At 72.8% G+C, this 26,595-nt stretch carries 22 protein-coding genes and 1 pseudogene; 12 read left to right on the top strand and 11 right to left on the bottom strand.

Going from position 1 to position 26,595, the window contains the following annotated elements; genetic code table 11:
• Window positions 1-114: 114 nt before the first annotated feature.
• The 3 genes from AB0D29_RS14305 to AB0D29_RS14295 all read right to left on the bottom strand — a co-directional run bounded on the left by AB0D29_RS14305 (window position 115) and on the right by AB0D29_RS14295 (window position 2,614).
• Window positions 115-528, bottom strand: coding sequence for an ATP-binding protein (locus AB0D29_RS14305; RefSeq protein ID WP_362854206.1), 414 nt, complete (start codon window positions 526-528; stop codon window positions 115-117).
• A 263-nt stretch (window positions 529-791) separates the two neighbouring features.
• Window positions 792-1,448, bottom strand: coding sequence for a response regulator transcription factor (locus AB0D29_RS14300; protein ID WP_362854205.1), 657 nt, complete (start codon window positions 1,446-1,448; stop codon window positions 792-794).
• Window positions 1,445-2,614 (bottom strand): histidine kinase, encoded by a 1,170-nt coding sequence (locus AB0D29_RS14295; protein ID WP_362854203.1) that lies wholly within the window; start codon window positions 2,612-2,614, stop codon window positions 1,445-1,447. Before AB0D29_RS14295 ends, AB0D29_RS14300 begins: the two co-directional genes overlap by 4 nt.
• Window positions 2,615-2,859: 245 nt before the next feature.
• Between AB0D29_RS14295 and AB0D29_RS14290 the strand changes: the two genes are divergently transcribed.
• Together AB0D29_RS14290 and AB0D29_RS14285 are read left to right on the top strand one after the other, a co-directional pair.
• Window positions 2,860-3,360, top strand: coding sequence for a response regulator transcription factor (locus tag AB0D29_RS14290; RefSeq protein ID WP_362854406.1), 501 nt, complete (start codon window positions 2,860-2,862; stop codon window positions 3,358-3,360).
• 71 nt (window positions 3,361-3,431) lie between these two features.
• Window positions 3,432-4,229: an AraC family transcriptional regulator gene (locus AB0D29_RS14285; protein WP_362854202.1), complete on the top strand. Its 798-nt coding sequence runs from the start codon at window positions 3,432-3,434 to the stop codon at window positions 4,227-4,229.
• A gap of 46 nt (window positions 4,230-4,275) precedes the next feature.
• Here the strand turns inward: AB0D29_RS14285 and AB0D29_RS14280 are convergent.
• From AB0D29_RS14280 to AB0D29_RS14270, 3 genes and pseudogenes are all read right to left on the bottom strand, one after another.
• Window positions 4,276-5,562: pseudogene (locus AB0D29_RS14280) on the bottom strand (alpha-L-fucosidase); the annotation flags it as partial.
• 153 nt (window positions 5,563-5,715) lie between these two features.
• Window positions 5,716-7,149 (bottom strand): carotenoid oxygenase family protein, encoded by a 1,434-nt coding sequence (locus AB0D29_RS14275; protein ID WP_362854200.1) that lies wholly within the window; start codon window positions 7,147-7,149, stop codon window positions 5,716-5,718.
• 120 nt (window positions 7,150-7,269) lie between these two features.
• Window positions 7,270-9,174 (bottom strand): DUF2264 domain-containing protein, encoded by a 1,905-nt coding sequence (locus tag AB0D29_RS14270; protein WP_362854198.1) that lies wholly within the window; start codon window positions 9,172-9,174, stop codon window positions 7,270-7,272.
• Window positions 9,175-9,290: 116 nt separating this feature from the next.
• Between AB0D29_RS14270 and AB0D29_RS14265 the strand changes: the two genes are divergently transcribed.
• Window positions 9,291-10,799 (top strand): DUF4246 domain-containing protein, encoded by a 1,509-nt coding sequence (locus AB0D29_RS14265; protein WP_362854197.1) that lies wholly within the window; start codon window positions 9,291-9,293, stop codon window positions 10,797-10,799.
• A 249-nt stretch (window positions 10,800-11,048) separates the two neighbouring features.
• Here the strand turns inward: AB0D29_RS14265 and AB0D29_RS14260 are convergent, their stop codons facing one another.
• The 5 genes from AB0D29_RS14260 to AB0D29_RS14240 form a co-directional block, all read right to left on the bottom strand.
• Window positions 11,049-11,762 carry an alpha/beta hydrolase gene (locus tag AB0D29_RS14260; protein WP_362854195.1) on the bottom strand — a complete coding sequence of 238 codons (714 nt, stop codon included), beginning with the start codon at window positions 11,760-11,762 and terminating at the stop codon, window positions 11,049-11,051.
• Between the two features lie 85 nt (window positions 11,763-11,847).
• On the bottom strand, window positions 11,848-12,306 hold the full coding sequence (locus AB0D29_RS14255; protein WP_362854194.1) for a hypothetical protein: 459 nt from the start codon (window positions 12,304-12,306) through the stop codon (window positions 11,848-11,850).
• 40 nt (window positions 12,307-12,346) lie between these two features.
• Entirely contained in the window at window positions 12,347-13,693 is a 1,347-nt protein-coding gene (locus AB0D29_RS14250) for a CHAP domain-containing protein (RefSeq protein WP_362854193.1), read from the bottom strand.
• Window positions 13,694-13,810: 117 nt separating this feature from the next.
• On the bottom strand, window positions 13,811-16,888 hold the full coding sequence (locus AB0D29_RS14245; RefSeq protein ID WP_362854192.1) for a BTAD domain-containing putative transcriptional regulator: 3,078 nt from the start codon (window positions 16,886-16,888) through the stop codon (window positions 13,811-13,813).
• Between the two features lie 137 nt (window positions 16,889-17,025).
• Window positions 17,026-17,649: a TetR family transcriptional regulator gene (locus AB0D29_RS14240; protein ID WP_362854190.1), complete on the bottom strand. Its 624-nt coding sequence runs from the start codon at window positions 17,647-17,649 to the stop codon at window positions 17,026-17,028.
• Between the two features lie 100 nt (window positions 17,650-17,749).
• On the opposite strand from AB0D29_RS14240, the gene AB0D29_RS14235 reads away from it, so the two are divergent.
• The 9 genes from AB0D29_RS14235 (at window position 17,750) to AB0D29_RS14195 (ending at window position 26,587) form a co-directional block, all read left to right on the top strand.
• A complete protein-coding gene (locus AB0D29_RS14235) occupies window positions 17,750-17,941 on the top strand; it encodes a hypothetical protein (protein ID WP_362854188.1) in 192 nt (63 codons plus the stop codon).
• Window positions 17,938-18,213 carry a DUF4190 domain-containing protein gene (locus AB0D29_RS14230; protein ID WP_362854186.1) on the top strand — a complete coding sequence of 92 codons (276 nt, stop codon included), beginning with the start codon at window positions 17,938-17,940 and terminating at the stop codon, window positions 18,211-18,213. Before AB0D29_RS14235 ends, AB0D29_RS14230 begins: the two co-directional genes overlap by 4 nt.
• Before the next feature lie 61 nt (window positions 18,214-18,274).
• Window positions 18,275-19,279, top strand: a complete 1,005-nt coding sequence (locus AB0D29_RS14225) for a hypothetical protein (RefSeq protein ID WP_362854185.1) — start codon at window positions 18,275-18,277, stop codon at window positions 19,277-19,279.
• A gap of 196 nt (window positions 19,280-19,475) precedes the next feature.
• Window positions 19,476-20,099, top strand: a complete 624-nt coding sequence (locus tag AB0D29_RS14220) for an alpha/beta hydrolase (RefSeq protein ID WP_362854183.1) — start codon at window positions 19,476-19,478, stop codon at window positions 20,097-20,099.
• Window positions 20,090-20,389 (top strand): alpha/beta hydrolase fold domain-containing protein, encoded by a 300-nt coding sequence (locus AB0D29_RS14215; RefSeq protein WP_362854182.1) that lies wholly within the window; start codon window positions 20,090-20,092, stop codon window positions 20,387-20,389. Before AB0D29_RS14220 ends, AB0D29_RS14215 begins: the two co-directional genes overlap by 10 nt.
• 198 nt (window positions 20,390-20,587) lie before the next feature.
• Entirely contained in the window at window positions 20,588-22,204 is a 1,617-nt protein-coding gene (gene mdlC, locus AB0D29_RS14210) for a benzoylformate decarboxylase (protein ID WP_362854180.1), read from the top strand.
• 98 nt (window positions 22,205-22,302) lie between these two features.
• Complete coding sequence (locus AB0D29_RS14205) at window positions 22,303-23,742, top strand: FAD-linked oxidase C-terminal domain-containing protein (protein ID WP_362854178.1); 1,440 nt, start codon at window positions 22,303-22,305, stop codon at window positions 23,740-23,742.
• Window positions 23,739-25,178 (top strand): cytochrome P450, encoded by a 1,440-nt coding sequence (locus AB0D29_RS14200; RefSeq protein WP_362854177.1) that lies wholly within the window; start codon window positions 23,739-23,741, stop codon window positions 25,176-25,178. Before AB0D29_RS14205 ends, AB0D29_RS14200 begins: the two co-directional genes overlap by 4 nt.
• Window positions 25,179-25,186: 8 nt before the next feature.
• Complete coding sequence (locus tag AB0D29_RS14195; protein WP_362854176.1) at window positions 25,187-26,587, top strand: hypothetical protein; 1,401 nt, start codon at window positions 25,187-25,189, stop codon at window positions 26,585-26,587.
• Window positions 26,588-26,595 lie beyond the last annotated feature (8 nt).

Below are 26,595 nucleotides of genomic sequence, written 5' to 3'. Positions count from 1 at the left end.
ACTTTCCGATCTCGAGCAGGTCGTAGAAAGCGCTTTCTATGCTTCGGGCCCGACGCTAACGCCTCGCGCAGGACCGGTCCAGACCTCTGGGTCAAGAAACCCTGCTACGGCGTGTCAGGCGGCGTGGACCTGGAACCAGACCCACTTGCCCCGGTCACCCACGGTGGCCACGCCCCAAGCCCCGGCCACCGCATCAAGAAGATCCAGCCCACGACCCGTCTCCATCTCCGTCTCCGTCTCGTCGGCGTCCGCCTCGTCGCGGCTGGACCGGGCACCCGAGCCCATGCGGGGATTCGTGTCGAAGACCGCGCCGGTGACCACACCGGCGCCCTGGTCGTAACCGACGGCGACCTCGATGGCCGGTCCGCCGGCGTGCCGGACCGCGTTCGAAACGACCTCGCTCAGGAGCAGGGCTGCCATGTCGACCTCGTCGTTTCCGACGGGCGCGATCCGGCCCAGCACGTTCCGGGCGTCGGCCGCGGCGCGGGGATGGCGGGGCAGGACGGCGACGCCGCTGTGTGCGTTCATGATCAGCTCCGAATCTTGGTGCGCCCGAACAGGCGAAACGTCCTCCGTGGCCCCCACGGCGGCCCTGCCATCCACCCCTGTCGGCGGGACCCGGGGGTCCGCTCCGTCAGGTCCGCTCCGTCACTCATTCCATGGTCCCGGTCCGTCGGGGCCCGCCGGAGTGTCCTTCGTCGGCGTCGGAGGTGACGAAAGTAGGGGTCCGGGGGCGCCCGGGGTGCCCGGCCGCAGTGCTGGTCCGCCTCGGCTGAGGCCGGGCGGCCGGCTCAGGCCGTGTCCAGGCCCGCGCGGTAGGCCACCCGCGCCGCCTGGACCCGGCTCTGCGCGCCGAGTTTCGACAGCACCGCGCTCACGTAACCCTTGACCGTTCCCTCCGTGGTGCCGAGTTCGGCCGCGATGTCGCTGTTCGTCAGTCCCCGGGCGAGCAGCCGCAGGACGTCGAGCTCGCGCGCGGTGAGCGAGTCGAGCCGGGCCCGCTCCTCGGCGTCGACCGCCGGCGAACTGCGGGCGAGCCCGTCCACCAGCCGCTTGGCCACGGGCGGGCCGAGGGCACCGTGCCCGCTGTGCACGTCCCGGATCGCCCGCAGCAGGTCCTCCGGCGGGGTGTCCTTGAGCAGGAACCCGGCCGCCCCGGCCCGCAGTGCCGTCCGTACCTGCTCGTCCTCGTGGAACGTGGTGAGCATCAGGACCTTCGGCGGCCGCGGCAGGGAGAGCAGTCGGGGCAGTGCGGTCATGCCGTCGACCCCGGGCATCCGGACATCGAGCAGGACCACGTCCGGCCCCGTCTCGCCGGCGCGGACGACGGCTTCCTCGCCGTCCGTCGCCTCGCCGCACACCTCGATGTCGCCGCTGGTGCCGAGGATCCACAGCAGACCGCGACGGGTGATCTCGTTGTCGTCGGCGACCAGGACACGGATGCTCATGGGGCTCCTCGTGCGGGCGCTCCCCGGCGGTGGGGGACGAAGACCGAGACCAGGAAGCCGCCGTCGCGCGGCTCCGCGGTCAGTGTCCCGCCGAGCAGCGCGACGCGCTCGGTCAGGCCGACGACACCGTGCCCGCCGCTGGGCAGGTCGTCCGACGGCGCCCGCGTGGGCGCCGTGTTGACGACGTCGAGGTGGACGCCGTCGGCCCGGCAGTCCAGCTCCACGCGCACGTCGGCGCCGGGGGCGTGCTTCGCGGCATTGGTCAGGGACTCCCGTACGACCCGGTGGAGCGCACGCTGGACGGGCAGCGGCAGCGTCTCGGGGTAGCCGTTCACCCGCAGCGCGACCTGCTGCCCCCGCTCGCGCGCGTGGGCCACCAGCCGGGTCAGGTCCACGTCCGGCTCGGAGGTCCCGGTCGCCGGCCCGGCGGCCGCCCGGCCCGGCGCGAGCACCCCCAGGATCTCGCGCAGCTCCTCCAGCGCCTGGCGTCCGTCCGACCGGATCAGCTCCGCCGCGCGCGCCGTCTCCGCGGGGCCGGTGGACGCCCCGATCGCCAGGCCTCCCGCGGCCAGCACCATGTTGCTGACCCGGTGGCCCACCACGTCGTGCATCTCCCGGGCGATCTCGGACCGCTCCTCGGCCCGGGCCCGCTCGTCGAGGAGCAGGTTCTCCCGCTCCAGGTCCGCCACCCGGGCCTGCACGGCCGCCGTCAGATCACGCCGTACGCCGACCGCGTAGCCGACGGCCAAGGGCCCGACGATGGCCGCCAGCGAGTACCCGGCCTCCCGCACCCCGGCGTTCGGCAGCCCGCCGCGCAGTCCCGCCAGACCGGCGGCGAATCCGACCACGCCGTAGGCCACGAGCACCTTCAGCCGCCGGTCGAGGCTGCCGACGGTGTACATCGCGGCGGCCAGGGCCACCGGGGTGAAGGACACCACGTGCATGACGATCACGAAGTCGGCCACGAGGTACGGCCATCGCCTGCGCCACCACAGAGTGACGCCGACGCCCGCGGCGCAGGCCGCGATCACCGGCGTGGGCAGCCCGGTCAACAGCCCACTGGACGGCTTCACCCAGGCATCGACGATGCCCAGGACAACCACCACCACCGTGACCAGGGCGTCCACCCGCCTCGGTGGCCAGCGGGAGAGCGGTGTAGCGGCCATGCCGTCACGGTAGCCAGTCGGGGTGACCGGAGCACGGCGAGCGGCCCGCGGCGCTCACCCGTACGGTCCCTGCCGTCGCCCGTGCCTCCGATCCGGGCGAGCATGGGGGCATGAGGCACCGGTCATGATCACTGTCCTGATCGCGGACGACGACCCCGCCGTGCGCGACGGGCTGCGGCTGATCATCGAGTCCGCGCCCGACCTGCGGCGACCACGCGCGCCGGCTGCTCCCCGACATCGTGGCGATGGACGTGCGGATGCCGGGCATGGACGGCATCGCCGCGACCCGGCGGCTGCGGGAGCTGCCGTCGCCGCCCGCCGTACTCGTCCTCACCACCTTCGGCGAGGACGAGTACGTCGAGCAGGCGATCGCCGCCGGGGCCGTCGGATTCCTGGTCAAGGACACTCCGCCGGCGGACCTGCTCGGCGCGCTGCGCAGCATCGCCGCGGGCCACGCGGTGTTCGGCTCCACGGTGACGGGCCACGTCATCGACCTCGCCACCCGCGACCAGAGCCCGCCGGTCGCCGAGGACGACCCGCGGGTCGCGTCGTTGACCGGCCGCCAGACCGACGTGCTGCGGCTCCTCGGGCGAGGCCTGTCCAACGCGGACATCGGGGCCGAACTGGGGATGACCGAGAACACGGTCAAGGCGCACGTCACCCGGCTCCTCGCCCGGCTCGGGGTGTCCAACCGGGTCGAGGCGGCCCGGATCGCGTTCCGCTCCGGCCTGTCCACCGACGAGTAGCGGCGCCGCGCCGCACCTGTCGAAAGTCGGGGCGCGAGGGGAAGCTCGTGGGTACTGGTAAATTTTTTTGCGTGACGGAAAGTGTCTGGGTGCGGCCGGGGCGGGTCTGCGCGGTACGACTCGACGAGCCGCCGCGGGTGTTGAGCCTCGGGGTGGGAGTCCACGGGACGACCAGCCCGGTCGACGTGTTCCGGCTGCCGGACCTGTGGCAGCTTCACCTCTACCGGTACAGCGCCGAACTCGTCGTCGACGGCGTGCTCCACGCCGTCCGGCCCGGGCACGTCAGTCTGGTCCCGCCGGGGGCCGAGGTGCGCTACCGCTACCGCGGGCGGTCCGAGCACCTGTACGTGCACCTGCGGCTGCCCGGCGCGGGGGAGCCGGTGGCCCTGCCCGTCGTCCAGGACGCCGGGGCGCGGACCCCGGCCTTCTCCGAAGTGTTGCTGCGGGCCATCGCGGCGGCGCCGAGCAGTCCGCGCCGGGCCGACGCCGAGGTGTGGTCGGCGCTGTGGCGGCTGGCCGAACTCGCCGAGCCGGCGGGGCGGGACAGCGGTCCGCACGCCTCGCTCGCCGGCGCGGTCGCCTACATCGAGTCGCATCTCGCGGAGCGGCTGCTCGTGCCCCAGGTGGCGCGGGCCGCGGGCGTGTCGCACAACCATCTGATCCGGCTCTTCCGCGCGGAGACCGGCGGGACGGTCGTGGCGTACATCCGGCGGCGGCGCATGGAGCGGGCGCGGCACCTGCTGCGGGAGTCGACGCTGTCGATCCAGGCGGTCGCGGCGGCCGTCGGGATCGACGATCTGCAGGCCTTCAACAAGGCGTGCCGGCGCGAACTGGGCGCGTCTCCGCGTGCCGTCCGCGCCGGCGGCTGACAGGAGCCGACTGGGGCTGACCGGGGCCGACAGGGGCCGACGGGGGTCAGTCCCGGCCGGTGCCCCGGTACAGGTCGAGCTCACCGTCGAGTTCGACGGCCAGCACCGTCGCCCGCTCGTCGACGTCCGCCCCCTCCGGTGCGTCGATCCACAGCACGCCCGGTACGTCTCCGAGGCCGCCGGTGACCCGGTGGGCCAGCCCGGTGCCGGTGCCCAGCACGCTCACCCGCTCGACCCGGTTGCGCAGGCCCCGCAGCGAGACCGACTCCCGGGGGGCGTCGAAGCAGACCAGGTAGAGCGTGCGCCGGTCGGCGGAGAGGGTGCTCGGGCCGTAGTGGTGTCCGGCCGGCAGGCCGGCCACGGTCCCGTACACGGCCGCGGAGTGCTCGGCGATCCAGGACCCGAGGCCCTCCAGCCGCTCGACCTGCTCCGCCGGGATCGTGCCGTCCTCGCGCGGTCCGACGGCCAGCAGCAGATTGCCGCCCATGCCGATCGTCTCGGCGAAATGGCGCACCAGCTGACGGACCGACTTCTGGTCGTGGTCCTGGTGCTGGTACCCCCAGGAGTTGTTGACGGTCAGGCACAGCTCCCACGGCCCGTCCGGGGGGAGCAGCGGCACGCCCTGCTCGGGCGTGGCGTAGTCGCCGTGGCCGAGCAGGCGCGCGTTGAGGACCGTCTCCGGGTTCCCGGCGAGGATCCGCTCGGACAGCGCCCGCATGCCCCACTGCTCTTCGCTGCGCTCCCACTCGCCGTCGAACCACAGCAGGTCGGGGCGATAGCGCGAGACGAGCTCACCGACCTGCGCGTCGCGGTAGGCGACGAACCGCTCCCAGGCCGCCGGGTCGGCCACCCCGTCCTTCGGGGTGACGAAGGGGTGGGTGGCCACGTCCCCGTTCGGTGGCGCGGGGTGCACCACGCTCGCGTAGTCGGGGTGGCTCCAGTCGGAGTGCGAGTAGTACAGGCCGACCTTGAGGCCGTGCCCGCGCAGCGCTTCGGCGTATCCGGCCACGAGGTCACGCCCCGCGGGGGTGTGCCGTGCGACGTTCAGGTCCCCCTGGTCGGTGTCCCACAGGGCCACACCGTCGTGGTGGCGCGCGGTCAACACGGCGTACCGGGCGCCGGCGCGGGCGAACAGCTCCGCCCACGCCTTCGGGTCGTACGCGGACGCGGTGAAGCCGTCCAGCTGCCGCATGTACCGCTCGCGCGGCACCTGCCCGGTGTACATCGACCACGACTCGGGGACGCCGTCGACGGCGTAGATGCCGTAGTGGACGAAGATGCCCAACTTGGCATCGGGGAACCAGGGTTGCATCGGCATGGGATCAGTCCTCGATGAGGGTGGGGCGCGGGGCGACGGGGAATCCGCGCTCCCTCCACGCTAGGTCGCACCGGCCTGCCTCCGCGTGGGCGACGCTCACCCTCACTGGTCCGTTTTCACCATGCCGAAGCGGTCACTCTTCCAGCCGCGACCGCAGCCACTCCTCGCTCAGCCGTCGGTCGGCAGCCAGCAGCCGTGCAGGCCCAGCGGGACCCGGACCGGGATCCGGGCGCGGGCCACGGGGCCGGAGGCCGGGTCCTGGGCCGGGACGACCAGGAACCAGGCGGACCCGTCGGTGCGGTCGGTGGCGAACGTCAGCCAATAGCCGTCGTCCTCCGCCTCCCGACCCGGCACCGGTGCGAAGACCGGCTCCCCCACGGACAGGTCGCCGGCATCCCAGACGCGGGTGGTCCCGGTCTCGGTGTCGTGGAAGCGCACGGCGTCGTACTCGCCGGGCAGCAGGTCCGTACGGCCGGTCCCGGTGGCCAGCGCGGCGTAGCGGTGGCGGCGGCCGATGCGCCGGTCGTCGATGCGGGGGAACTCCACCCGGGCGTCGTCCAGCGGGGTCCTGGCCATGCCGCCGGCCACCGGGTCGATGCGCGCCCGTACGAGTCCGCCGCTCGCGGGGGCCGCGTCGGGCTCCCCGTCCCCGCCGACGGTCAGCCGGCTCCACTGCACGTAGTCCAGGACCACCGGGGCATCCGCGCCGGGTCCGTCGTCGTACGCGTTCACCGTGTGCCAGAGCCAGAACGCCTCGTCGTCGGCCCAGCGCGGAGGCCCGCCGTCACGCGGGACGAGGACCACGCGGGTGCCGCGCTCGGGGCGCCAGGCGAGGAACGAGCCGCCCGCCATGGCCGCGGCGAGGTCGAAGAAGGCGGGCGCGAGGACGATGACCGCGTAGCGCTCGGTCAGGGCCATGTCGTGGATCATCATCGGCTCGTCCACGCCGTCGATCGGTGTGGGCCCGCGCGTGACCGCGCCGTCGCGGCCGATGACCGACCAGGTCAGGTACGGCGGCTCCAGGCCGTAGCAGAAGACGACCATCTCGCCGGTGACGGGATCGATCTTGGGGTGGGCGGTGATGCCCACCGGCAGTGCGCCGTCGAAGTCCTCACGGCCGAGCGTCTCCAGGCCGGCGCCGATCCGGTACGGGCACGCGGACTCCGCGAGGGCCAGCAGCCGGCCCCCGTGCCGTACGACGTTGATGTCGGGCAGGTCCCGGAAGGTGCCCGCGAGCTCGGGCCCGACCTCGTCGGCGTCCGGCACGATCATCGACTCCAGGCCGCCCCACAGGGCCCGGCCGGCCCGCTCCTCTGCCCGCAGCGCAGGGGTGCGTACGAAGCGGTTGCGGTAGCGGGCGCGGCCCTGGGAGAGCCAGACCCCGTGCAGCATGCCGTCCCCGTCGATGGGGTACAGGTACGAGCCGATCGGGGTGAAACGGGGATTGGGCCCGTTGCGCAGGTACAGCCCGTCCAGCGCCGTCGGGATCCCGCCGGTCACCTCCAGGTCGGCGACGTCGACCTCCTCGCTCACCGGTGCGAACGAGCCCTGCAGGTGGGGAACCCGGGTGGGGTCGAAGCGGGGCGGCGTGTGCGTGTTCACGGGACCTCCCGGGGCGTGCTGGTTCCGGTCCTGTCGACACCCTCCAGTGAAGCGCGGTGCTCGGGGCGCCGCCAGGCGTCCGGGCGGCCCCTGCCCTGCCCGCCGGCCCCGGCGGCGCGCTCAGCCCTTGGGCACGTGCTCCACGCAGAAGGTCTCGAAGGCGATGCGGGTGTGCGATCCGTCGTCCGCCCACCACACCTCGACGGACCCGTCCTCCACCACCACCCCGGTGACCACGGCGGCGAGCGGCGCCGGATCCCGATCCCGATCCGGATCGCCGGTGAGCGTGGCCAGCGCCGCGTACAGGCCGGTTCCCTCCGCCTGCGACGTGAGGCGCGGTACGCGGGCCCACGGCGTGAAGGCAGTGCCCGCGGGTGCCCGGGCCTCGTCCTGGGCGCCCCAGCCGTGCAGCGGGTGGAGCGCGGACAGGAGCGGTTCCGCGGGCCCGGTGGCCCAGCCGGTCTCTTCCACGAAAGCCCCGTCCGGCGCGCCCTGCACCCGGTGTACGCGCAGCTCGTGGCGGCCCCTGACCACGGTGACGCTCTCCACGCGCAGCCCCGGCACCATGGGCGGCCCGCCCGCGAAGACCGGCCGGTGCCAGGACGCCGCCCAGCCCCAGCCGTCCCCGTGTCCCGCACCCAGAGGGTGGATGCGGCGCCGGACGCCGCGGATGCCCGCCACCACCACGGCGAGGTGGTTGTCCCGCACGTTGCCGCGCGCGGTGGGACCGGTCCGGGTCGAGTAGGCCAGGCGACCGTAGAGGGGGTCCTCGTCCGCGGCCGCTTCCGCCGCGTCCGGCCCGACGTGGTCGCTTCCGTGGTTGTGCAGTCGTACGATCCCGTCGACGCGGGTGCTCTGCACCAACAGGCCCGGTCCGGACAGTGCGAGGACGCGGTCGGGGCCCTCACTTGGAGCGGCCTCCTCGGTCACGGTCCACAAGGGGTGCGTCGCCGGGGCGAGCAGACAGACGAAGGCCTTGGACGCCCAGTACGGCGAGGCCGGCCCGGAGTAGGCCTGCAGGGTCGCCTCGTGCGGTCCGTGCCACCCGAGGCTGAGCAGCCCGTCCCCACCGACGGCGCCCCGGCCGAGGAAATAGCGCAGCGATCCGCTCAACAGCCGTCGTGAAGTGCCGGGGGTGAGCGGGGTGTGGCCGGTGACCGCGCCGAGACCGACGGCGGACGCGGCGGCGAAGCGGTAGGTCAGGGAGCGCCCGAAGTGGACCGGTGCTCCGTCCGCCCCGAAGAGCAGGGAGAAACCCTCCAGGTGCGCGCGCAACCGCTCGCCGTGCGGGGCCGTCCGGCCGAACGAGTCGGCGAGGTGTGCGTCGAGTACCGGATACAGGTGCAGCGCCCAGCCGTTGTAGTGGTCGAAGGAGCGGCCGTCGCCGTCGGCGTACCAGCCCTGGCCCCGGTACCAGCCCTCCAGGAGGTCCGTGGCGCGGCGGCGGACACGGGCCGTCTCCGCGTCCCCCCGGCCCACGGATTCCAGGAATCCGGCCACGGTGAAGGGGAAGAGGTACCAGTTGTTGGGGGCGGGCAGGTGGCGCAGCGCGCCCCGCAGCCACTCCTCGACCCGGTCCTGTACCGCGCTGTCGAGGTGGTCCCACAGCCAGGGGCGGGTCAGCCGCAACCCGAGGGCCACCGAGGCCGACTCGACCATCGGCTGGCCCTGCACGTGCAGATCACGGATGACCGGCCATGACTCCGCGTCCTCACGGCCCGGCGTCAGGGTCCCCGCCGCCAGCCCGTCCGCGTACCGCTCCAGCCAGCCGTGCGGGTCCTCGCCCGCGCCGCCCGCGACGCGGAACGCGCCGGCGAGGAAGGTACGGGCATAGCCTTCGAGCCCGTCCGAGCGCACCCCGGAGGCCGAAGGCCTCCCCGGCAGGTCGAGCAGGGCTCCGCGCGGCGTGGCCCACCGCCAGGCCGCTTGCAGGAGCCCGTCGGCGACCGCCTCCCAATGCGCGCGGGTGTAGCCGGTGTACGGGCTCAACTCGCGGTCTTCGGGAGGTCGCCCGGGAAGGATCATGCGAAGAATGCTGGCGGAACGACCACCCCCGGTCAATGACAGGGGCCACGGCCGCACTGTCAGTCGGCTCACGTATTCTTCCGGGCACCGCACACCGACTGCAAGGACCAAGAGAATTGACCGGCCTGTCTGCTTTCCCGCTGCCCTTTCATGCTTCCCGTTCCCTGTCGTTCGCGAGACCCCGAACGCTGCGGGAACTTCAGATGATGCAGTGCAGCGCTCTCATCAGGGCGAAGCCGGGGTGGTTCGACAAGATGAACGATGCCGACATCGTCGCGAAGTGGACGCGGGAAGCGGTGGCCCAGGGCCTCACCGAAGCGCAGGTTCGTTACGTACTCGCCGAACTCCTGCACTACGCCGCGCTGCGGGACGGACGAACCGGCGTCGAGGTGTCCGCCGTCGACGGGGTGTGGCAGTCGGACGCACTCGTCGACGACAAGCTCGGATTCCGGCTGCGCGAGGCGGTCCGGGTTCTGGAGGAGGTCCCCGAAGCCGAACAGGACTGGCATCCCGGATCCGACGGCCAGGTACTGGATCTGGTTCATCCCTCGCTGTTCTGCTTGGTGAGGGAGGTGAGCGGCGGGCCCGAAAGGGCTTGGCAGAACCCGACGGACCGCTACTCGAAGTACGAATTCTCGGAGAAGTTCCAGTGGCTGCCCACGGACGTCGACGTCAGTGACGACGGCGACGTCGCCTTCCGTTCGTACGTCAACAACGTCCACCCGGATGCCCATCGCGAACTGGCCTCCGTTCTACCGGACTTGTTCGCGTGCTTCCGCCCGCTGCTGGAGAACGTGCTCACCGATCTGCGCCATCCGCGGCCCCTGCGGATCGAGGCAGATCCTTACGGGTGGTACGACTCGGAGCCGGAGTATCCGGACAAGTCCTCCTACAGTGATGACGAGGCCTACGCGGAAGCCCGCCGTGCGTGGGAAAGGGCCCAGGACGACTGGTGGGAGAACCGCCGCCCGGTCATCCCGGACGCCCCGGCCTTCACCCCGCCCGAGGTGCCCGACGCATCCGCCCGAGTCGACCTGCGCGGCCGCTCCCTCCAGGTCATCGTCAAGCTCGCCACGATTCAACTCACCCCGGACAAGCCCGAATACCCCGGCGGTTCCTGGCATGTCGAGGGGATGATGAACGAGCGGATCGTCTCGACCGGCATCTACTACTGGGACAGCGAGAACATCACCGAAAGCCGGCTGAGTTTCCGGGCCGCACTCGACGACCCGGACTACGAACAGAACGACGACAACGGAGTGCGCGATGTCTACGGTCTGGAGAACGAAGAGGCGCTGAACCAGGTGCTGGGATCGACCTCGACCCCAGCGGGCCGCTGCCTGGCGTTCCCGAACATCCTGCAACACCGCGTCGGCGAATTCCGTCTGACGGACCCCACCCGCCCGGGACATCGAAAGATTCTGGCGTTCTTCCTGATCGACCCGTCGGAAAGGGTCGTCTCGACCTCCGACGTGCCACCGCAACAACCATGGTCCGACACCTCGACCATGACGCTTGAGCAGGCCAAGAACTACCGCGAACAACTCATGCAGGAACGCAAGTTCTTCGTCGACGAGCACAACGAGCAGCTCTACGAACGAGAATTCTCCCTCTGCGAGCACTGAACAGGATCAGTGGTCAGCCCATCGGACGCAACGTCCGATGAGCTGACCGATCCGTCGAAGAGGTGCTGTCCCATGACTGCTCGGGCCGTGTCGTCCCGCTCGGAAGGCCGGCTGAACGCGGAGCGTTCGGCCTCGGCCGCCACCTCGATAAGGCGTATGCCTCCCGCACGAACCGCGCTTACCTGACGAATGGCTGTGACCAGCGCACATGAGGCGCGTCCAGAAGGCACCCGGAGCGTGGAAGATCTGTCACTCCACTGCCGCATCGAGGAGAATCTGTGCCAGCTCGCGCGGCTGGGAGAACATCGGCCAATGCCCGGTGTCCATCTTGATCAGCCGCCAGTGCTTGCTGTCCAATAGCTCGGCCACGTCTTTGTCGGGCTCGGCATCCTCGGGCTCAGCCCCCGCGGGCACGCACAGGATGTAAGTCGCCGGAAGTTCACTGAGCGGCCTCGCCAGCACGGCGGGCTCGGTCAGCGTGGGGCCTGGGTGAGGCGTCGAGCCGCGGACGAGGCGTGCGATCTGCTCATCAGTGAGACCCTCGCCATCGTAGTGAGACGCTGGCGCGAGCGGCCAGAACCCTCCATTTTCGGCGATCGATGCCTTTACCGCCGCTCCGCCGTCCGGCCAGGCGGAGACAAACGACTCACCGTCAGTTGGAACATTGGAGTCCACGAATACCACGCGGGCCAGCCGGTCCCCGATCCGCTCCGCGGCCTGACCAACTGGAATGCCCGAGTAGCTGTGACCTACCAGGACCACGTCACGCAGGTCCTGGCGTTCCACCTCGGCAACGATGTCCTGGACGTGAGTCGCCTGCCCCGCCGGGACACCCCGCTTGTCGGCAAGGCCGGACAGTGTCAACGGGTAAACGCCGTGGCCGGCCGCACGCAGACACGGCGCCACCTCGTCCCACGCCCACGCCCCGAGCCGCGCACCTGCAACCAGCACGAAATTCACCATGCTCGTACCGTAGTCGAGCAGCCTGGCGCTCCCTGGAAGATATTCAACGCTGCCGCCCGCGACGACGAGCAGGCCGGGACGGCCCTCAGTTCACGCTGCAGACGGGGCCGCCCATGGACCAGTCGTCACGACAGCTTGCCTTCCGGTTGCTCGGGAACTTCGTCCATACACCGGGGTCCAGCCACTTGGTGGTGCCGTCGTACATCATCACGAAGTAGCGGGTCCCCGGGAACGTGAACGCGTCGACGTCGACGGTTCCCCCGCCACGGGTGCCCCCGGGTCCCAGAGACTTCTGCGTGCAGCGGATGTGCCACCCGAGATCGGGTGCGTTCCACACGTCGCACCAGTCCGGGCCCTCGTTGAGGGTTTCGGTGGTGGCCATGGTGGAGGACGTGCGGTTCTCGGCGACACCGCAAGGCTCCCACCAGGAGGAGCAGCCGCCCGCGGCGGCCTGTGGAGCCGCGGCGAGTGAGGCGCCGAGCACCGCGGCCATGGCACCGCCCGTCACCACGGCCCTGCGCAGGCTCTTCTTCATCGTGTTCATCTTCATTCCCTTCTCTCGCCCGGATCGTCTCGGGGCGTGGTCAGCGGGGGTTGCCGTACTGGAAGGCGTTGGTGATCTCCTGCCCGGGGACCGTGTTGGACCTCAGTGCGAAAACGGCGGAATCCCGGAAGAACACGCCGACTTCGTCCTTGCCGTCGTGGTTCCAGTCACCGGCCAGCGGCAGCGAGTACGGGTTGCCGTACATGAAGGAGGTGGTGATCTCCTGGCCGGGGTTGGTGTTGGAGCGCAGCGCGAACGTGCTCGACTGCGGGTTGTACGCGCCCACCTCGTCCTTGCCGTTGCCGTCCCAGTCACCTGCGGTCGGCACCCAGTTGGGGTTGCCGTACATGAAGGAGGTGGTGATCTCCTGGCCGGGGGTGGTGTTGGAGCGCAGCGCGAAGGAGCCCGACTGCGGGATGTACACGCCCACCTCGTCCTTGCCGTTGCCGTCCCAGTCACCGACGAGCGGCAGCCAGTCCCCACCGTTGCCGTACCGGAAGGAGGTGGTGATCTCCTGGCCCGGGTTGGTGTTGGAGCGCAGGGAGAAAGTGCCCGACTCCGGGACGTAGACGCCCACTTCGTCCTTGCCGTCACCGTCCCAGTCGCCGGCGATCGGTATCCAGTTGCCGCCGTTGCCGTACCCGAAGTCGATGTCGGAGAACCCGGCGTTGTTGGAGTTCCGCAGCGCGAAGTGGTTGCCCCGGTAGATCCCCGGAGTGTCGACCCCGTCGCCGTCCCAGTCACCCATGACCTCGCGCACTCCCGCGCCGAACGGCTGAGCAGGCGTCGTGTCGGCGCCGCGGGCCCGTACGAACCTGCTCACCGGGCCCGCAGGTCCCTGCCGCCGCCAGTCGAAGAACTGGCCGCCGTTGTACGACTCGACCCGGCCGCTCTCGTTGCCGCCCACCGTCTTGATCTTCGACCCGTCCGCCGACACGGCCACGACGATGTTCACGTGGTCGTTGTCCCGGCCCGGGTTGTCGTAGACGGCCGCGTCGCCGACCTGGGGCGTACTGAAGAGCCGGTCGTCCCCGTAGTTCAGGAAGCTGTCCGCCCACGGGTCGAGGTGGTTGAGATCGGTCACCCCGGCCGTGCGCCAGACCCATCTGGCGAAGACCGCGCACCACGGGGGGCAGCTCCCGTTACCCGAGTAGTACGTGCAACCGTGCGGGTTCGCCAGTTCGGCGAGCGCCACCTCCGCGATCCGGGCTCCGCTGCCCGGAGCCGCCGTCGCGGCGGACCCGGCCTGTGCCTCGGACCGGGCGGCGGCTCCCACCGGCTGCGCGGCCATGGACTGCGGGGCGACCGCGAGGGCGCCGGCGGCGCACACGGTGACGAGGGCGGTGGCCGCGAGACGACGCGTCCGGGTGTGCAGTGGGGTGTGCATCAGTCAACCTCCGGCTGTTCCGGCCCCGTTGGGCCTTGATGACCGAAGGCTGCCGCAGGCCGGTCCAGGTTTTCTCCAGGTGCACGGCGGAAGTGCCGGAGCGGGCCGGCCCCCGGCTCACCACACGAGGGATTCCGCCTGCTCACGCGCCTCCAGCTCGGTGAACACGGCCAGGGCCTCGGCGCGGAGCGCGGCCGCCTCCGCGTAGGCCTCCTGCGCCTCGCGCACGTCTGCGAGATCACGCATGGCCCGCGCCCTGAAGAGCGGTACCCCGAGCGGCTCCCAGACGCGCAGGGCGTGGAGCAACGGCTCTGCGGCCTGCTCGGGGCGGCCCGCCGCGAGATGGAACTCGCCGAGCGTGCGCAGCGCCATGCCCTCGCCCAGGGTGTCGTGGTGGGCCCGGCAGACGGCCAGAGCGTCCAGGAGCGGGGGCAGCGTGGCGGTGCCGAGGCGGATCCGGGTCTTGGACAGGGCCAGCCGGGTGTAGGCGATCATCAGCTCGTCGCCCAGGTCCTGCAGCATCCCCAGCGCCTGCTCGAACAGGCGCTCGGCGACCGGGTGGTCGCCGAGCGCGCGGTGGACCAGGCCCGTGGTGCGCAGCGTGAGCGCCACCCCCCGGCGGCTGCCGAGCCGACGGTACGCGCTGAGCGCTTCCTTGAGCGTCGTCAGGGCCTGCTCGTGGCGGCCCTGCTCCAGGTCGACCGACGCCGCGAGCCGGGAGGCGTACCCCAGCCCCGCGTCGTCGCGGGTGACGCGGAATCCTTCGGCGGCCCGGGAGAGCGCGGCGCGGGCGGCGGCGAACCGTCCCTGTTCCCGGTGGACGCTGCCCGTCCCGGCGAGCACGACGGCCAGGCCCCGCAGATCGTCCGTCTTCTCCACGAGGGCCCTGGCCTGCTCGAAGTACGCCAGGGCCTCGCCGTAGCGGTCCTGGGAGTAGCGCAGTTGCCCGAGACCGGCGAGCAGCATCGCCTCCCCGGAGCGGTCCCCGGCACGCCGGGTGGCGGCGATGGCCGCGTCGTGCGTACGCCACCACTCCTCGAAGCGGTTGGCCACGCCGAAGGAGGAGGAGCCGAGTGCGAGGGCGACTTCGCGTGCGGGGAGGGCGAGGTCGAGGGCCGCGGCCCGCTCCACGGCGGCCACGAGGGCCGCCGCCTCGGACTCGTACCAGGCGGCGGCGTCCTCAGCGACGGGTGCTCCGGCCCGCGCCGTCGTGTAGTGGGCGCACATCTCGAGCTCGCCGGAGGGGGCGGCCGCGGCATGCCGGCGGATCAGCCAGAGCCACGAACCGAGCGCGCGGGTGGCGGCGTCCCTCAGCAGCTGAGGGGCGTCCTCGACGGTCGCCCGCTCGGCGGCGTACACCCGGTGCAGGTCGTGCAGCCGGTAGCGGAGTCCGCCGCCGTGTCCTTCCGACACGACGGACAACAGGTGGGCGTCGGTCAGCCGTTCGACGGTGTCGTCGGCGGTGCGGGGGTCGGTGTCCAGGAGGGCCGTCACGAGCCAGGGCGCGAAGTCCGGTACGCCGAGGGCGCCCAGGAGCCGGAAGGCCCGGCGGGCCCCGTCGTCCAGGGCTTCGTAGCTGAGGGCCACGCTGGCACGGACGGCGATGTCTCCCACGGCCAGTTCGTCGAGGCGCCGGTACTCGTCCGAGAGCCGCTCGACCAGGGTGTGCAGGGTCCAGTGGCGGCGGGTGGCCAGGCGCGCCCCGGCGGTCCGCAGGGCGAGCGGCAAATGGCCGCACAGCCGGGCAATGCGCTGGGCCGCGGCGGGCTCGGCCGCGACCCGTTCCGCTCCGGCCACCCTGGCGAGCAGGGCGACGGCCTCGGCGGGCCCGAGGACGTCGAGTTCGATGCGGTGCGCACCCGTCAGCGCGGGGAGCCTGCTGCGGGAGGTGACCAGGACGGCGCAGGAGGCGGCGCCCGGCAGCAGGGGGCGGACCTGCGCCTCGGAGCCGGCGTCGTCCAGTACGAGCAGCATCCGGCGGCCCGCGAGGGTGGTGCGGAACAGGTCCACGCGCTCGTTCAGGCCGTCGGGGACGGGCCGGCCGAGGGCGCGCAGGAACCGGGCGAGCACCTCCTCGGGGGTCGCGGCGGCGGAGGCGCCGCTCAGGTCCGCGTAGAGATGGCCGTCGGGGTAAGCCGCGGCCGTCCGGTGCGCGGCTTCGACGGCGAGCGCCGACTTGCCCACCCCGCCGGTGCCGGATATGACGCAGACGGGCAGGGCGGTGCGGGTGGCGGCGGTGTCCCCGCCGGCGCCGACGAGGTGGCGCACCAGCTCCGCCAGAGGCCGGGCACGGGCCGTGAAGTCCGCCGTGGCCGGTGGGAGGAGGGCCGGCACGGGCACCACTGCCGGGACACCGTCACCGCGCTCGCCGCCCGCTTCGCCGCCGCCCGCTTCGCCGCTGCGCGCCTCGCCGTTGCGCGCGACCGTCCGGGCCGACGCGTGGCCGCCCGCTTCGCCGCCCGCCCGGAGGATCGACACGTGCAGGGCCTGCAGGTCCGGACCGGGCTCGACGCCGAGCTCGTCGGCGAGCGCTTGCCGGCCCTGCGCGAACACCTCGAGGGCCTCGGCGTGCCGCCCGGCCCGGTGCAGGGCCAGCATGAGGTGTTTCCTCGCGCGCTCGCGCGTCGGGTGGGCGGCGACGAGGGCCCGCAGCTCGGCGAGAACGACAGGTGTGCCCGCGTCGAGCTGTGCCTGTGCCCGCTGCTCCATCACGACCAGGCGTTCCTCGTCCAGGCCGGCGGCAGCGACGCGGAGGGCCTCGCCGATCCCGCCCAGCGCCGGACCGCGCCACAGGTCGAGGCCCTGGGCGAACAGCGCGACGGCCTCCGCGTGCCGGCCGTCCGCGGCCGCTACGCTTCCCCGGGCGGCCAGCTCCGCGAAGCGGTCCCGGTCCGTCCAGGCGGGCGCCACCCGAATCCGATACCCGGCCGGCCTGCTCTCGATCACGTCACCGAGGGCGCGGCGCAGTACCCACACGTACGTCTGGACGAGGGTCCTCGCGCTGTCGGGAGGGGAGTCGCCCCACACCCTGTCGATCAGCATCTCGGCCGACACCACCTGTCCGTGCTCGAGCAGCAGTGCCGCGAGCAGTGCCCGCGGCTTCCGGCCCGCAATGGTCAGTTGTCCCTCGTCACGCCATGCCTCGACCGGTCCCAGCAGCCGGAACTCGGTCTTCGGCAGGTCCCCCCTGGGCATGAGCCCACCCCCTGTCGTCAACGCGATGATCAAGATAGTGGAGGGGACCCGGGGCGGACAGGGCGGAATCCGGACCGACCGTACGAGTGCGCAGCGCCGTGCGGCGGCACTGGTTTTCGAAGGCGGCCGCGCACGGGTCACCCCGGCCAGTGCACGCGCCCGAGGTGGATCAGCCGCAGCTGCGCGAGAGCCGTGCCGGTGGCGGCCGACCAGTCCTCCCCGCGCAGCGAGGCGGCGAGGAACGCCGAGGCCGTCATGAACATGTGGTCCACCAGGAGCCGCGACAGCATGGCCACGTCCTCCCCGGCCCAAGCGGCGCTCACGGGATCGGCCGCGAGCGCGACTGCGATCTCCTCGGCGAACACGTCCAGTTGCGCCGCGATGGCCTCGCGCACCGCCGCCACCCCGCCGTGGCGCTCGCGGACCAGGAAGCGGACGTGCGCGGGCCTGTCGTGCACCAGTTCGGCCACGAGCCGTACCGCGGCCCCGCCCCGCCGCTCGGCGTCACCGGTCGCGGCGAGGATGTCCCGTACCGTCCCGTGCAGACTGGCCAGTGCCTCCTCGACCAGCGTCGTCCCCAGCTCGTCCATGTCCCGGAAGTGCCGGTAGAAGGCGGTGGGAGCGACCCCCGCGGCCCGGGTCACCTCCCTGAGCCCGAGACTGCCCAGGCTGCGCTCCTCCAACTCCGTCAGGGCCGCGTCGAGCAGGGCGCGTCGGGTGCGGCGGCGCTGGGTCTCGCGGACCCCGGTGGACGGACTCATGAGGCGAAGTCAACCGCGTCACACTCGTGCGCCGCCAGCATGACCCGAACTGAACCGGGTAGTCAGTGAACAACTGTTACCCGAACGGGAGGACCGTCCCATGCTCTTCCTCGTAGGCGCACTGCTGGTGCTCGGCGTCATCCTCGGCGCCGTGGCCCACCTCCCCGTGCCCGTCGGCGCGGCCGCCGGCCTCGCCATCGCCCTGTGGCTCGCCCTCTTCGCCGCCCGCGAACGCCTGTCGGGCCACCGCCGGACCGCACACCCCGACCACGAACGCGGAGGCATGCGATGAGCCCGCTCACCCAACCCCGTACCGGTACCCGCACCCGCACCCGCGACGCCGACGCGATGGCCGTCACCGGGTTCGTCCTCGGCCTGCTGGGGCTGCTCGTGATGAACCTGCTGCTCGGCCCCATCGCCGTCGTCCTCGGCGCCCTCGCCCTGCACCGCCGCACCACCCGGCCCGCCCGCGCCCGCCTGGCCGTCGCCCTGGGCCTCGCCGACGTACTGATCCTCGTCTGCCTCGTCACCGCCGACGGCACCTGGTCCTGGAGCCTGACCTGACCCTCCCACCGCCGACTACGATGCGCGAGGCCGACTGAACAGGGACAACGGGAGTACGCGCGTGAGCGGTTACGGCGGGGAGCGGTACGGGGATCCGGCAGGCGGCGCGGGCAGCCGGCCGCCGACGGGATGGCCCGGCGGGGCCGCCCCTGCCCCGCAGCCGGGATCCCCGTACCCGCCGTCCCCGCCGGCGGGGTATCCGTACGCGCCCCCGGTCCCTCCGCAGGGATACCCGTACCAGCCGGTTCCGCCGCAGGGATTTCCATACGCGCTCCCGCAGGGATACCCGTACGCGCCGGTTCCGCCGCCCGCCGAGCCGTCGCGGATACGGAAGCTCCTGCGCGGCGTCCGCAACCCGTTCTACGCCGCCCAGCGGGCCTTCCGCCCCTCCCGCCCGGGGATCGTGAGCGATCCGGGGGTCCGCAGGCTCCAACTGTGGCGCACCGCGCTGGGACTCGCGGCCTGGATCGGCCTGATGGTCACCTACAACGCCGTCGTCAGCGCCGCCGACGTCCAGGCCGTGGCGAACGAACGCCTCAACCAGAGCTGGGCCAGTGTCCTGGTCCTCGTCTGCACCTTCCCCGTGGTCGCCGGCGCCTTCGTCGCGGCCGCGCGGGGTGACCTGCGCCGCCTCTACCTGCGACGGGCACTGCGCCCGCTCGGCGCGGTCGCCGCCGTCATGGCGTCCATGGGCACCTCGGCGCTCGCCATGGCACCGGAGCTGGCCGGGTTCCGCGACGCCGTCGGGCTGCCCGGAAAGATCGCCATCGGCGTGCTGTGCCTGTGGTCGATCGGTTTCGCCCTCTACGGCATCGGCCTCTCCCTCGTCCACGTCTTCCGCACCGCCGACATCCACGAGGTCCTGCCGCCGGTCCTGGCCGGCGTCCTGGTCTGGGAGATGGCCCTCCTGGACGTGCTCACCGGCGCCTACCCCCAGGTCCCCGCGGGCGCCCGGGCCGTCTTCATCCTCGGCGCCCCGCTCACCGTCACGGCCCTGTCCTGCTGGGAGTTGCGCCGACTGCGCCGCCACCACGGCCTGACGATCCGCACCGCCCTGGGCCGCTGACACCTCGCCCCCGACCGCGAGTGAAGCCACCGCGCCACCGCGCCACCGTCAGGCCACCGTCCGGCGGCACCCATTCGCCGGTTTTGCCCCCTGTGCCTTCTAGAGTGATCGGCGTGCGGCCTGGACCCCGGCGAGCGCCACGTTCGCGGAGGGGCGCTGGAAGCCGCTGCCGAACGCGACAGGAGCGAGGGACGCCGTGCCGCTGGATCCGACTCTGCGGAAACTGCTCGACGGCATGCCGTCGACCGACTTCGATGCGGTTTCACCGGAGGAACTGCGCCGCGCCAACATCGCGAACGCCAACGCCCAGCCACGCGTCGTCGAGCTGCCGCGCATCGAGGACCGCAGGGCCGACGGGGTGGGCGTGCGCGTCTACTGGCCCCGGGCCGACGCGGCCGGTCTCCCGGTCGTCGTGTACTACCACGGCGGTGGATTCTTCATGGGCGACCTCGACACCCACGACAACGTGGCCCGCAGCATCGCCCACCGGGCAGGCGCAGTCGTGGTCTCCGTCGACTACCGGCTCGCCCCGGAGGACCCGTACCCGGCGGCGGTGGAGGACGCGTTCACCGCGCTCCGCTGGACCGCCGCCCACGCCGACGAGCTCGGCGGGGACCCGCACCGCATCGCCGTGGCCGGCGACTCGGCCGGTGGGAACCTGGCCGCCGTGGTCGCCCTGCGCGCCCGCGACGCCGGTGGGCCACCGCTGCGCTTCCAGCTGATGTGGTACCCGTGCACGCACATCGACCCCACCCTGCCCTCGGAGGCGGAGAACGCCGACGCACCCGTCCTGCCCCGCCCCGCCGCGCCGTGGAGCTGAGTGCCGGCTGGTATCTGGGCGATCGCGACCCCAAGACCTCCGGCGCCGCGCCCGCCTACGCAGAAAGCCACGCCGGCCTGCCGCCCGCCTACATCGCCACCGTCCAAGGTGACGCGATCCGCGACGAAGGCATCCTTTACGCCCAACTGCTCCGCGCAGCCGGCGTCCCGGTCGAACACCGCAACCACGAGGACCTGGTCCACGCCTTCTGCACCCTCGCCCCCCACGTGCCCGCCGCGGCGAGGGCGCTGGACGACTCCCTCGCGGCGCTCAAGACCGGCCTCGCCTGATCGCTCGTGTGGGGGACGTCCCCGTCGCCGGGTGGACGCGACGTCAACACGGGCGAATGGCCTCGGCGGTGCCCTGCCGCACCCTGAGGCATGGGCGTGGCAAGCCGTTTCACCCGGTGGAGCGGTTTTGCCAAGATCCACGGAGCGTGCTGTCTTGATCACCGTCAGTTGTTACCGGCTGGGCGGAAGGATCCACACATGCGCACGGTTCGAGAAGCGGTCCTGGATGTGCTGAGGGCCCGCGGCATGACCACGGTGTTCGGCAATCCCGGATCGACCGAACTGCCCATGCTCAAGCGGTTCCCGGAGGACTTCCGGTACGTACTCGGCCTCCAGGAGGCCGTCGTCGTCGGCATGGCCGACGGCTTCGCCCTCGCCTCCGGCACCACCGCCCTGGTGAACCTGCACACCGGCCCCGGCACCGGGAACGCCATGGGCGCCATCCTCAACGCCCGCGCCAACCGCACCCCCATGGTGGTCACCGCCGGCCAGCAGGTCCGCGCCATGCTCACGATGGAGGCCCTGCTCTCCAACCCGCAGGCGACGCTCCTCCCGCAGCCCGCCGTGAAATGGGCGTACGAGCCCCCGCGCCCCGCGGACGTGGCCCCCGCGCTCGCCCGCGCCGCCCAGCTCGCCGAAACCCCGCCGCACGGGCCGGTGTTCGTCTCCCTCCCCATGGACGACTTCGACGCCGAGCTCACCGAGGCCGAGGACCGCGGCGCCCAGGCCGCGGCCGCCCGCCGCGTCACCCACGCCACCGGCCCCGCCGCGGAGACCGTGCGGCACCTCGCCGACCGCATCGCGGGAGCCCGCTCCGCCGTCCTCGTCGTCGGAGACGACGTCGACGCGTCCGGCGCCTGGGACGCGGTCGTCGCACTCGCGGAACGCACCGGCCTGCCCGTCTGGGCGGCCCCCGTCTCCGCCCGCGTGGCCTTCCCCCGCGACCACCCGCAGTACCGCGGGGAACTCGTCCCGGCCATCGGCCCGCTCACCCAGCAGCTGTCCGGCCACGACCTCGTCGTGGTCATCGGTGCGCCCGTCTTCCGCTACTACCCCTACATTCCGGGCTCCTACCTGCCCGAGGGCGCCGAGCTGATCCTGCTGACCCGGGACGCGGAAGAGGCTGCCAAGGCCCCGGTCGGGGACGCGGTCGTCGCCGATCTCGCGCTGTCCGCCCGGGCCCTCACCGACCGGCTCGCCGACCTGCTCCCGCCCGGCGGGCCGGCCCCCCGGACCCAGGAGCGGGTACGGATCCCCGAAGAACCCGAGGGCGTGCTGACCCCCCTCGCCGCCATGACCGCCATCGCCCAGGGCGCGCCCGACAACACCCTCTGGGTCAACGAATCTCCCTCCAACGTGCCGCAGTTCCACGAGGCCACCCGGATCAGCACCCCCGGCTCGTACCTCTTCTCCGCCGGCGGCGGCCTCGGATTCGGCGCGGCGGCCGCCGTCGGGGCGCAGCTCGGCGCCCCCGACCGGCCCGTCGTCGCGGTCATCGGCGACGGTTCGATCCACTACGCCGTCCAGGCCCTGTGGACCGCCGCCACCTACAAGGTCCCCGTCACCTTCGTCGTCCTCAGCAACGCCCGCTACGCGATCCTCCAGTGGTTCGCGCAGATCGAGCACGCGCAGGGCGCCCCCGGCCTCGACATCCCGGGCCTGGACATCACCGCGATCGCCACGGGCTACGGCGTCCGCGCGCACACCGCCCACGGCGCCGGCGAACTCACCAAACTCGTACGGGACTCGGCGGCCCAGCAGGACGGACCGGTGCTCATCGACGTACCGATCACCACCGAGCTGCCCTCCCTCTGAGCACAGCCGCCCCCACCGTCACCGTCACCGCCAACGCCGTGGCCGGCACCGTCACGACCGCCGGCACGAGCACTGCCACGACCTCCAGAAGGCCCGGTATGCCCTCCGCCTCCGCCCCCTCCGCCCCCAGCGCCCCCTCCTCCGACTCCGCCGCGCTCCTCGACCGGCTCCGCGCAGGACTGCCCGCCGACGTCCTGCGCACCGACCCCGAGGCGCTCGCCGCCCACACCCGCGACGCGGCACCCTTCTCCGAAGCGGGCACCCCCGCGGTCGTCGCCCTCCCGCACGACGCCGAGCAGGTCGCACACGTCCTGCGCACGGCGTACGAACTCGGCGTCCCCGTCGTCCCGCAGGGCGCCCGCACGGGACTCGCCGGCGCCGCGAACGCCATCGACGGCTGCGTCGTCCTGTCCACCGCCCGGATGGACCGGATCATCGAGATCGACCCGGCCAACCGGCTCGTGCGCTGCGAGCCCGGAGTCGTCACCAAGCACCTGAACGACGCCGTGGCCGAGCACGGCCTGACCTACCCGCCCGACCCCGCCTCCTGGGAGCGCTGCACCATCGGCGGCAACATCGCCACCGGAGCGGGCGGCATCTGCTGCGTGAAGTACGGGGTCACGGCCGACTACGTGCTCGGGCTGGACCTCGTACTGCCCGACGGCCGGCGCACGCGCACCGGACGCGACACCGCCAAGGGCGTCGCGGGCTACGACCTGACGCGGCTGATCGTCGGCTCGGAGGGCACCCTCGCGGTCGTAGTCGGCGCCACGCTCGCGCTGCGGCCCGCCCGCCCGGCCGCGCTCGCGCTGCTCGCGCAGTTCCCCAGCCTCACCGCTGCCGGGGACGCCGTCGCGGCGATCACCGCGGCCGGCCACATCCCCTCCGCGCTCGAACTCCTCGACCGGGCCACGTCGCGGGCCGTCGCCGACTACGGACACGCGCTGCTGCGACCCGGCAGCGCCGCCACCCTCATCGTCGAGAGCGATGCGACCGACCCCGCGGGCGACCTCCTCGCGATGGAACTCCTCTGCAAGGAGGCCGGAGCCGAGAACGTCCACACCGCCTCCACCCCCGAGGAGTCCCGACAGGTCATCGAGGCAAGGCGGCTGGTCACCCCGGCCCTCGGCGCCTTCGCCGCAACCCTCGGCGGCAAGCCCACCGCGTTCATCGAGGACGTGGCCGTACCCCGCTCCGAACTCCCCAAGTTCATCGGCACGATCGAGGAGATCGCCCACCGCAACCGGCTGCGGATCTTCACGCTGGGTCACGCAGGCGACGGCAACCTCCACCCGACCGTCGTGTTCGACGAGTCGGACCCGGAGGAGTTCCGCCGCGCCCAGGTCGCGTACGACGAGATCATGGCCGCCGGACTCGCCCTCGGCGGCACCAGCACCGGCGAGCACGGCATCGGCACCCTCAAGCGCGACTGGCTCGCCCGCGAACTCGACCCGGTGAGCCTGGAGTTGCAGCGCGGGCTCAAGCGGCTCTTCGATCCGAAGAACCTGCTGAACCCCGGGAAGGTCGTCGAGGCATGACCGGGACCGAGACCCCGAACGACACATTGAACGGGACCGGGACCGGGACCGGGCGCGGTACCGGGAGCCCGACGGACATCCCGACCGCCCCCGCCCCGGCCCCCGCGCCCGCCGCCGCCCGCCAGGCCCGCGCGGGCCTGGCCGAGACCGCCCGCTTCGTCGCCACCCACACCCTGCCCGTCTTCATCCGAGGTGTCGTCAGCCCCCGGTTCAAGGTCGTGTCGGCGTACGCCGCCCTCGACCAGTACGGCTGGTCCGCGGCCACCCTGCGGGCCATGCGCGAGCGGCACGGCGGCGCCCCCGTCACCGTGCGCGGGCTCTCCGGACAGATGCTGGTGCTGTTCGACCCGGCGGACATCCGGCAGTTCTTCGAGGAGCCCGTACGCACCCTCGCCATGGACGCCGAGGACAAGCTCAAGGGCCTGATCGGCGTCGAGCCCACCGGCGTCATCTGCTCCCACGGCGACCTCCGCGAGGACCGGCGGAAGGTCAACGACGAGGTCCTCGCGTGGGGGAGCCCGGTCCACCCCGCCTGCGCGCAGTACCAGGCCGTCGTCGAGGAGGAGAGCCGGCCGCTCACCGACCACGCCGTCCTCGACTTCGAGCGGGTGCGCCGCTGCCTCGGCCGGATCTCCCGCCGGGTGGTCCTCGGCGACCGCGCCGCGGACGACGGGGAGCTGGCCGGCTGGCTGCGCACCCTGCGCGACGAGGGTAACTGGATGGGCCTGCGCAAGAGCCGGACCGAGGCCAACAAGGCCGTCTACGCCAAGGCCTCGGAGCGGATCGCGGCGTACGCGGCCGACGCACCCGCCCACACCCTCGCCGCCCGGGCCCTCGCGCACCCCGCACCCGAGGCCGCCGACCCGCTCGGCCAGGTCCACCACTGGCTGCTGGCCATCGACGTCGCCGCCCCGGTCGTCGCCCGCACCCTGCTGCTGCTCGCCGGCCACCCCGCCGAGCAGGACGCCGCGTACGAGGACGCGGTCACCGGCGACCCCGCACTGCCCCGACTGCGGGCCTGCGTACAGGAATCGGTGCGGCTCTATCCGATCGTCCCCGACCTGGTACGGGTCACCCGCGCCGAAACCGAGTGGCGCGGCGTGCGCTACCCGGCCGGGACGTCCGTACTGGTCCCCATCGGATTCCACCAGCGGGACTCCGCCCACGTTCCGGCCGGAGACCTCTTCGTACCCGGCCGCTGGCTGGAGCCGGACGCCGACGGGGACACCCGGATGGCGCCCTTCAGCCACGGCGGCGGTCGCTGCCCCGGCGACCAGCTCGCCCTGCTCCTGACCTCGGCCGTCTGCGCGCAGGTGCTGCGGAGCCACCGGATCGCCGGGGGCCGCCCCGCCGTCGACCCGCACCGCCCGCTGCCCGGAACGCTGGACACCGCCGCGATGCGGCTGCGGCTGGCCCCTCGTCGAGACCCGGAATGAGTCCCCCCGTGCCCGAAGCCGTCACCGCCCCCTCCACCGCATCCGCCCCCGCTCCCGCCGTCGGCGAACCGGACGTGGCCGGCCTGCACCAGCTCTGCCGCGACCTGGCCGAGGCCGCCGACGCCGTCCGCGAAGCCTCCCGGCACGCCTGCGAACTGGCCCTCGGCACCCGGCTGCCGCTGGCTGCCCTGGGCACCTCCGGCCGCGCCCGTACCGCGCTGCGCACCCTGCTCCGTACGCTCAGCGACCCGAAGGGCCTGGGCTGGGCCGCGGACGGCCCCGGGGTCGCCCGCGCCGGCTGGCTCGCCGGAGTCCTCACCAGCCGGGAGAGCCTGGCGGTCAGCCTCGCCGTCACCGGTCTCAAGGCCCGCATCCGGGCAGCCGCCGTCGCCCATCCCGAGCTGCTCAGCGACCCCGACACCGCACGCGTGCTCAGGGCCGTCGAGCAGGACCGGCAGCGCGAGGCGGTCCGTACCTTCAAGCGGATCATCGGCAGCCAGGGCGCCGAACGCGCCTTCGCGCTGCTCGCCCCGTCCTTCGCCGACATCCTGGCGTGGAACGCGCTGACCGACGAGAACCCCTTCAACGACGAGGCCGGCTGGGAGATCGCCACCGGCCGCACCCTGACCGCCGCCGAACCGGTCATGGGCGTCAGCGCCCGTATCTGGGCCCTCCTGGACCGGGGGCCCGGCCGCGCCGAGCCCAAGGCCCCCGAGCCGGGCCTGCTGGAGCGCCTCGACACCTCCGGCACCATCGGTGGTTACCTCGGCAACATCGGGACGGTCGGCACCGGCGGCGTCCTGCTCGTCCAGCGCGTGTCGGGCCCCGACGAGGTGACGCGGTACGTGGTCCAGCTCGCCGGAATGTCCACGGACGGGGTGCGCAACGAGAGCCCGCAGGACCTGCTCGGCGCGGTCCACGCGGTGGCCAGGCCCAGCACCCCCTACTCCAGGGCCACCGCACGGGCCCTGCGCCTGGCGATTCCCACGGGCGCCGAGATCGCGCTGATCGGCCACAGCCTGGGCGGGATCACCGCGATGAACCTGGCCGCGGACCGCGAGTTCTGCGCGCTGTACCGGGTCACGCACGTCGTCGCCGTCGGCTCGCCCATCGACGGGAAGCGGCCCGCGGACCCGGCCACCCGGGTGTGCTCGCTGATCAACGAGCACGATGTCGTGCCGAGCCTGGAGGGGCGCTCCTCGGTCTCCCCGTACGCCCTGCCCGCGCAGTTCACCGAATTCACCTGGACCGACGACACGCACGCCTTCCCGCTGTGCCACGCGGCGGAACGGTACGAGCACAACCTCCGGTTCGACGTGCCCGAGGCGAGCGCCCACGTCGACGCGGAACTCACCCGCTTCCGCGGCCGGGTCACCGACACCCGGCTCTTCCAGCTCTACGACCGCTGAGGACCTCC

Source organism: Streptomyces sp. NPDC048424 (assembly GCF_040651555.1).
Lineage (GTDB): Bacteria > Actinomycetota > Actinomycetes > Streptomycetales > Streptomycetaceae > Streptomyces.
The sequence above is the reverse complement of the archived record's forward strand: the minus strand, read 5'-3'. Positions and strand labels throughout refer to the sequence as shown.

Bases quoted from the DNA above. Each gene is read 5' to 3' on its own strand.
- AB0D29_RS14305 (WP_362854206.1), bottom strand. From the start codon at position 528: ATGAACGCACACAGCGGCGTCGCCGTCCTGCCCCGCCATCCCCGCGCC.
- AB0D29_RS14300 (WP_362854205.1), bottom strand. From the start codon at position 1,448: ATGAGCATCCGTGTCCTGGTCGCCGACGACAACGAGATCACCCGTCGC.
- AB0D29_RS14295 (WP_362854203.1), bottom strand. From the start codon at position 2,614: ATGGCCGCTACACCGCTCTCCCGCTGGCCACCGAGGCGGGTGGACGCC.
- AB0D29_RS14290 (WP_362854406.1), top strand. From the start codon at position 2,860: ATGGACGTGCGGATGCCGGGCATGGACGGCATCGCCGCGACCCGGCGG.
- AB0D29_RS14270 (WP_362854198.1), bottom strand. From the start codon at position 9,174: ATGATCCTTCCCGGGCGACCTCCCGAAGACCGCGAGTTGAGCCCGTAC.
- AB0D29_RS14260 (WP_362854195.1), bottom strand. From the start codon at position 11,762: ATGGTGAATTTCGTGCTGGTTGCAGGTGCGCGGCTCGGGGCGTGGGCG.
- AB0D29_RS14255 (WP_362854194.1), bottom strand. From the start codon at position 12,306: ATGAACACGATGAAGAAGAGCCTGCGCAGGGCCGTGGTGACGGGCGGT.
- AB0D29_RS14250 (WP_362854193.1), bottom strand. From the start codon at position 13,693: ATGCACACCCCACTGCACACCCGGACGCGTCGTCTCGCGGCCACCGCC.
- AB0D29_RS14245 (WP_362854192.1), bottom strand. From the start codon at position 16,888: ATGCCCAGGGGGGACCTGCCGAAGACCGAGTTCCGGCTGCTGGGACCG.
- AB0D29_RS14240 (WP_362854190.1), bottom strand. From the start codon at position 17,649: ATGAGTCCGTCCACCGGGGTCCGCGAGACCCAGCGCCGCCGCACCCGA.
- AB0D29_RS14235 (WP_362854188.1), top strand. From the start codon at position 17,750: ATGCTCTTCCTCGTAGGCGCACTGCTGGTGCTCGGCGTCATCCTCGGC.
- AB0D29_RS14230 (WP_362854186.1), top strand. From the start codon at position 17,938: ATGAGCCCGCTCACCCAACCCCGTACCGGTACCCGCACCCGCACCCGC.
- mdlC (WP_362854180.1), top strand. From the start codon at position 20,588: ATGCGCACGGTTCGAGAAGCGGTCCTGGATGTGCTGAGGGCCCGCGGC.
- AB0D29_RS14205 (WP_362854178.1), top strand. From the start codon at position 22,303: ATGCCCTCCGCCTCCGCCCCCTCCGCCCCCAGCGCCCCCTCCTCCGAC.
- AB0D29_RS14200 (WP_362854177.1), top strand. From the start codon at position 23,739: ATGACCGGGACCGAGACCCCGAACGACACATTGAACGGGACCGGGACC.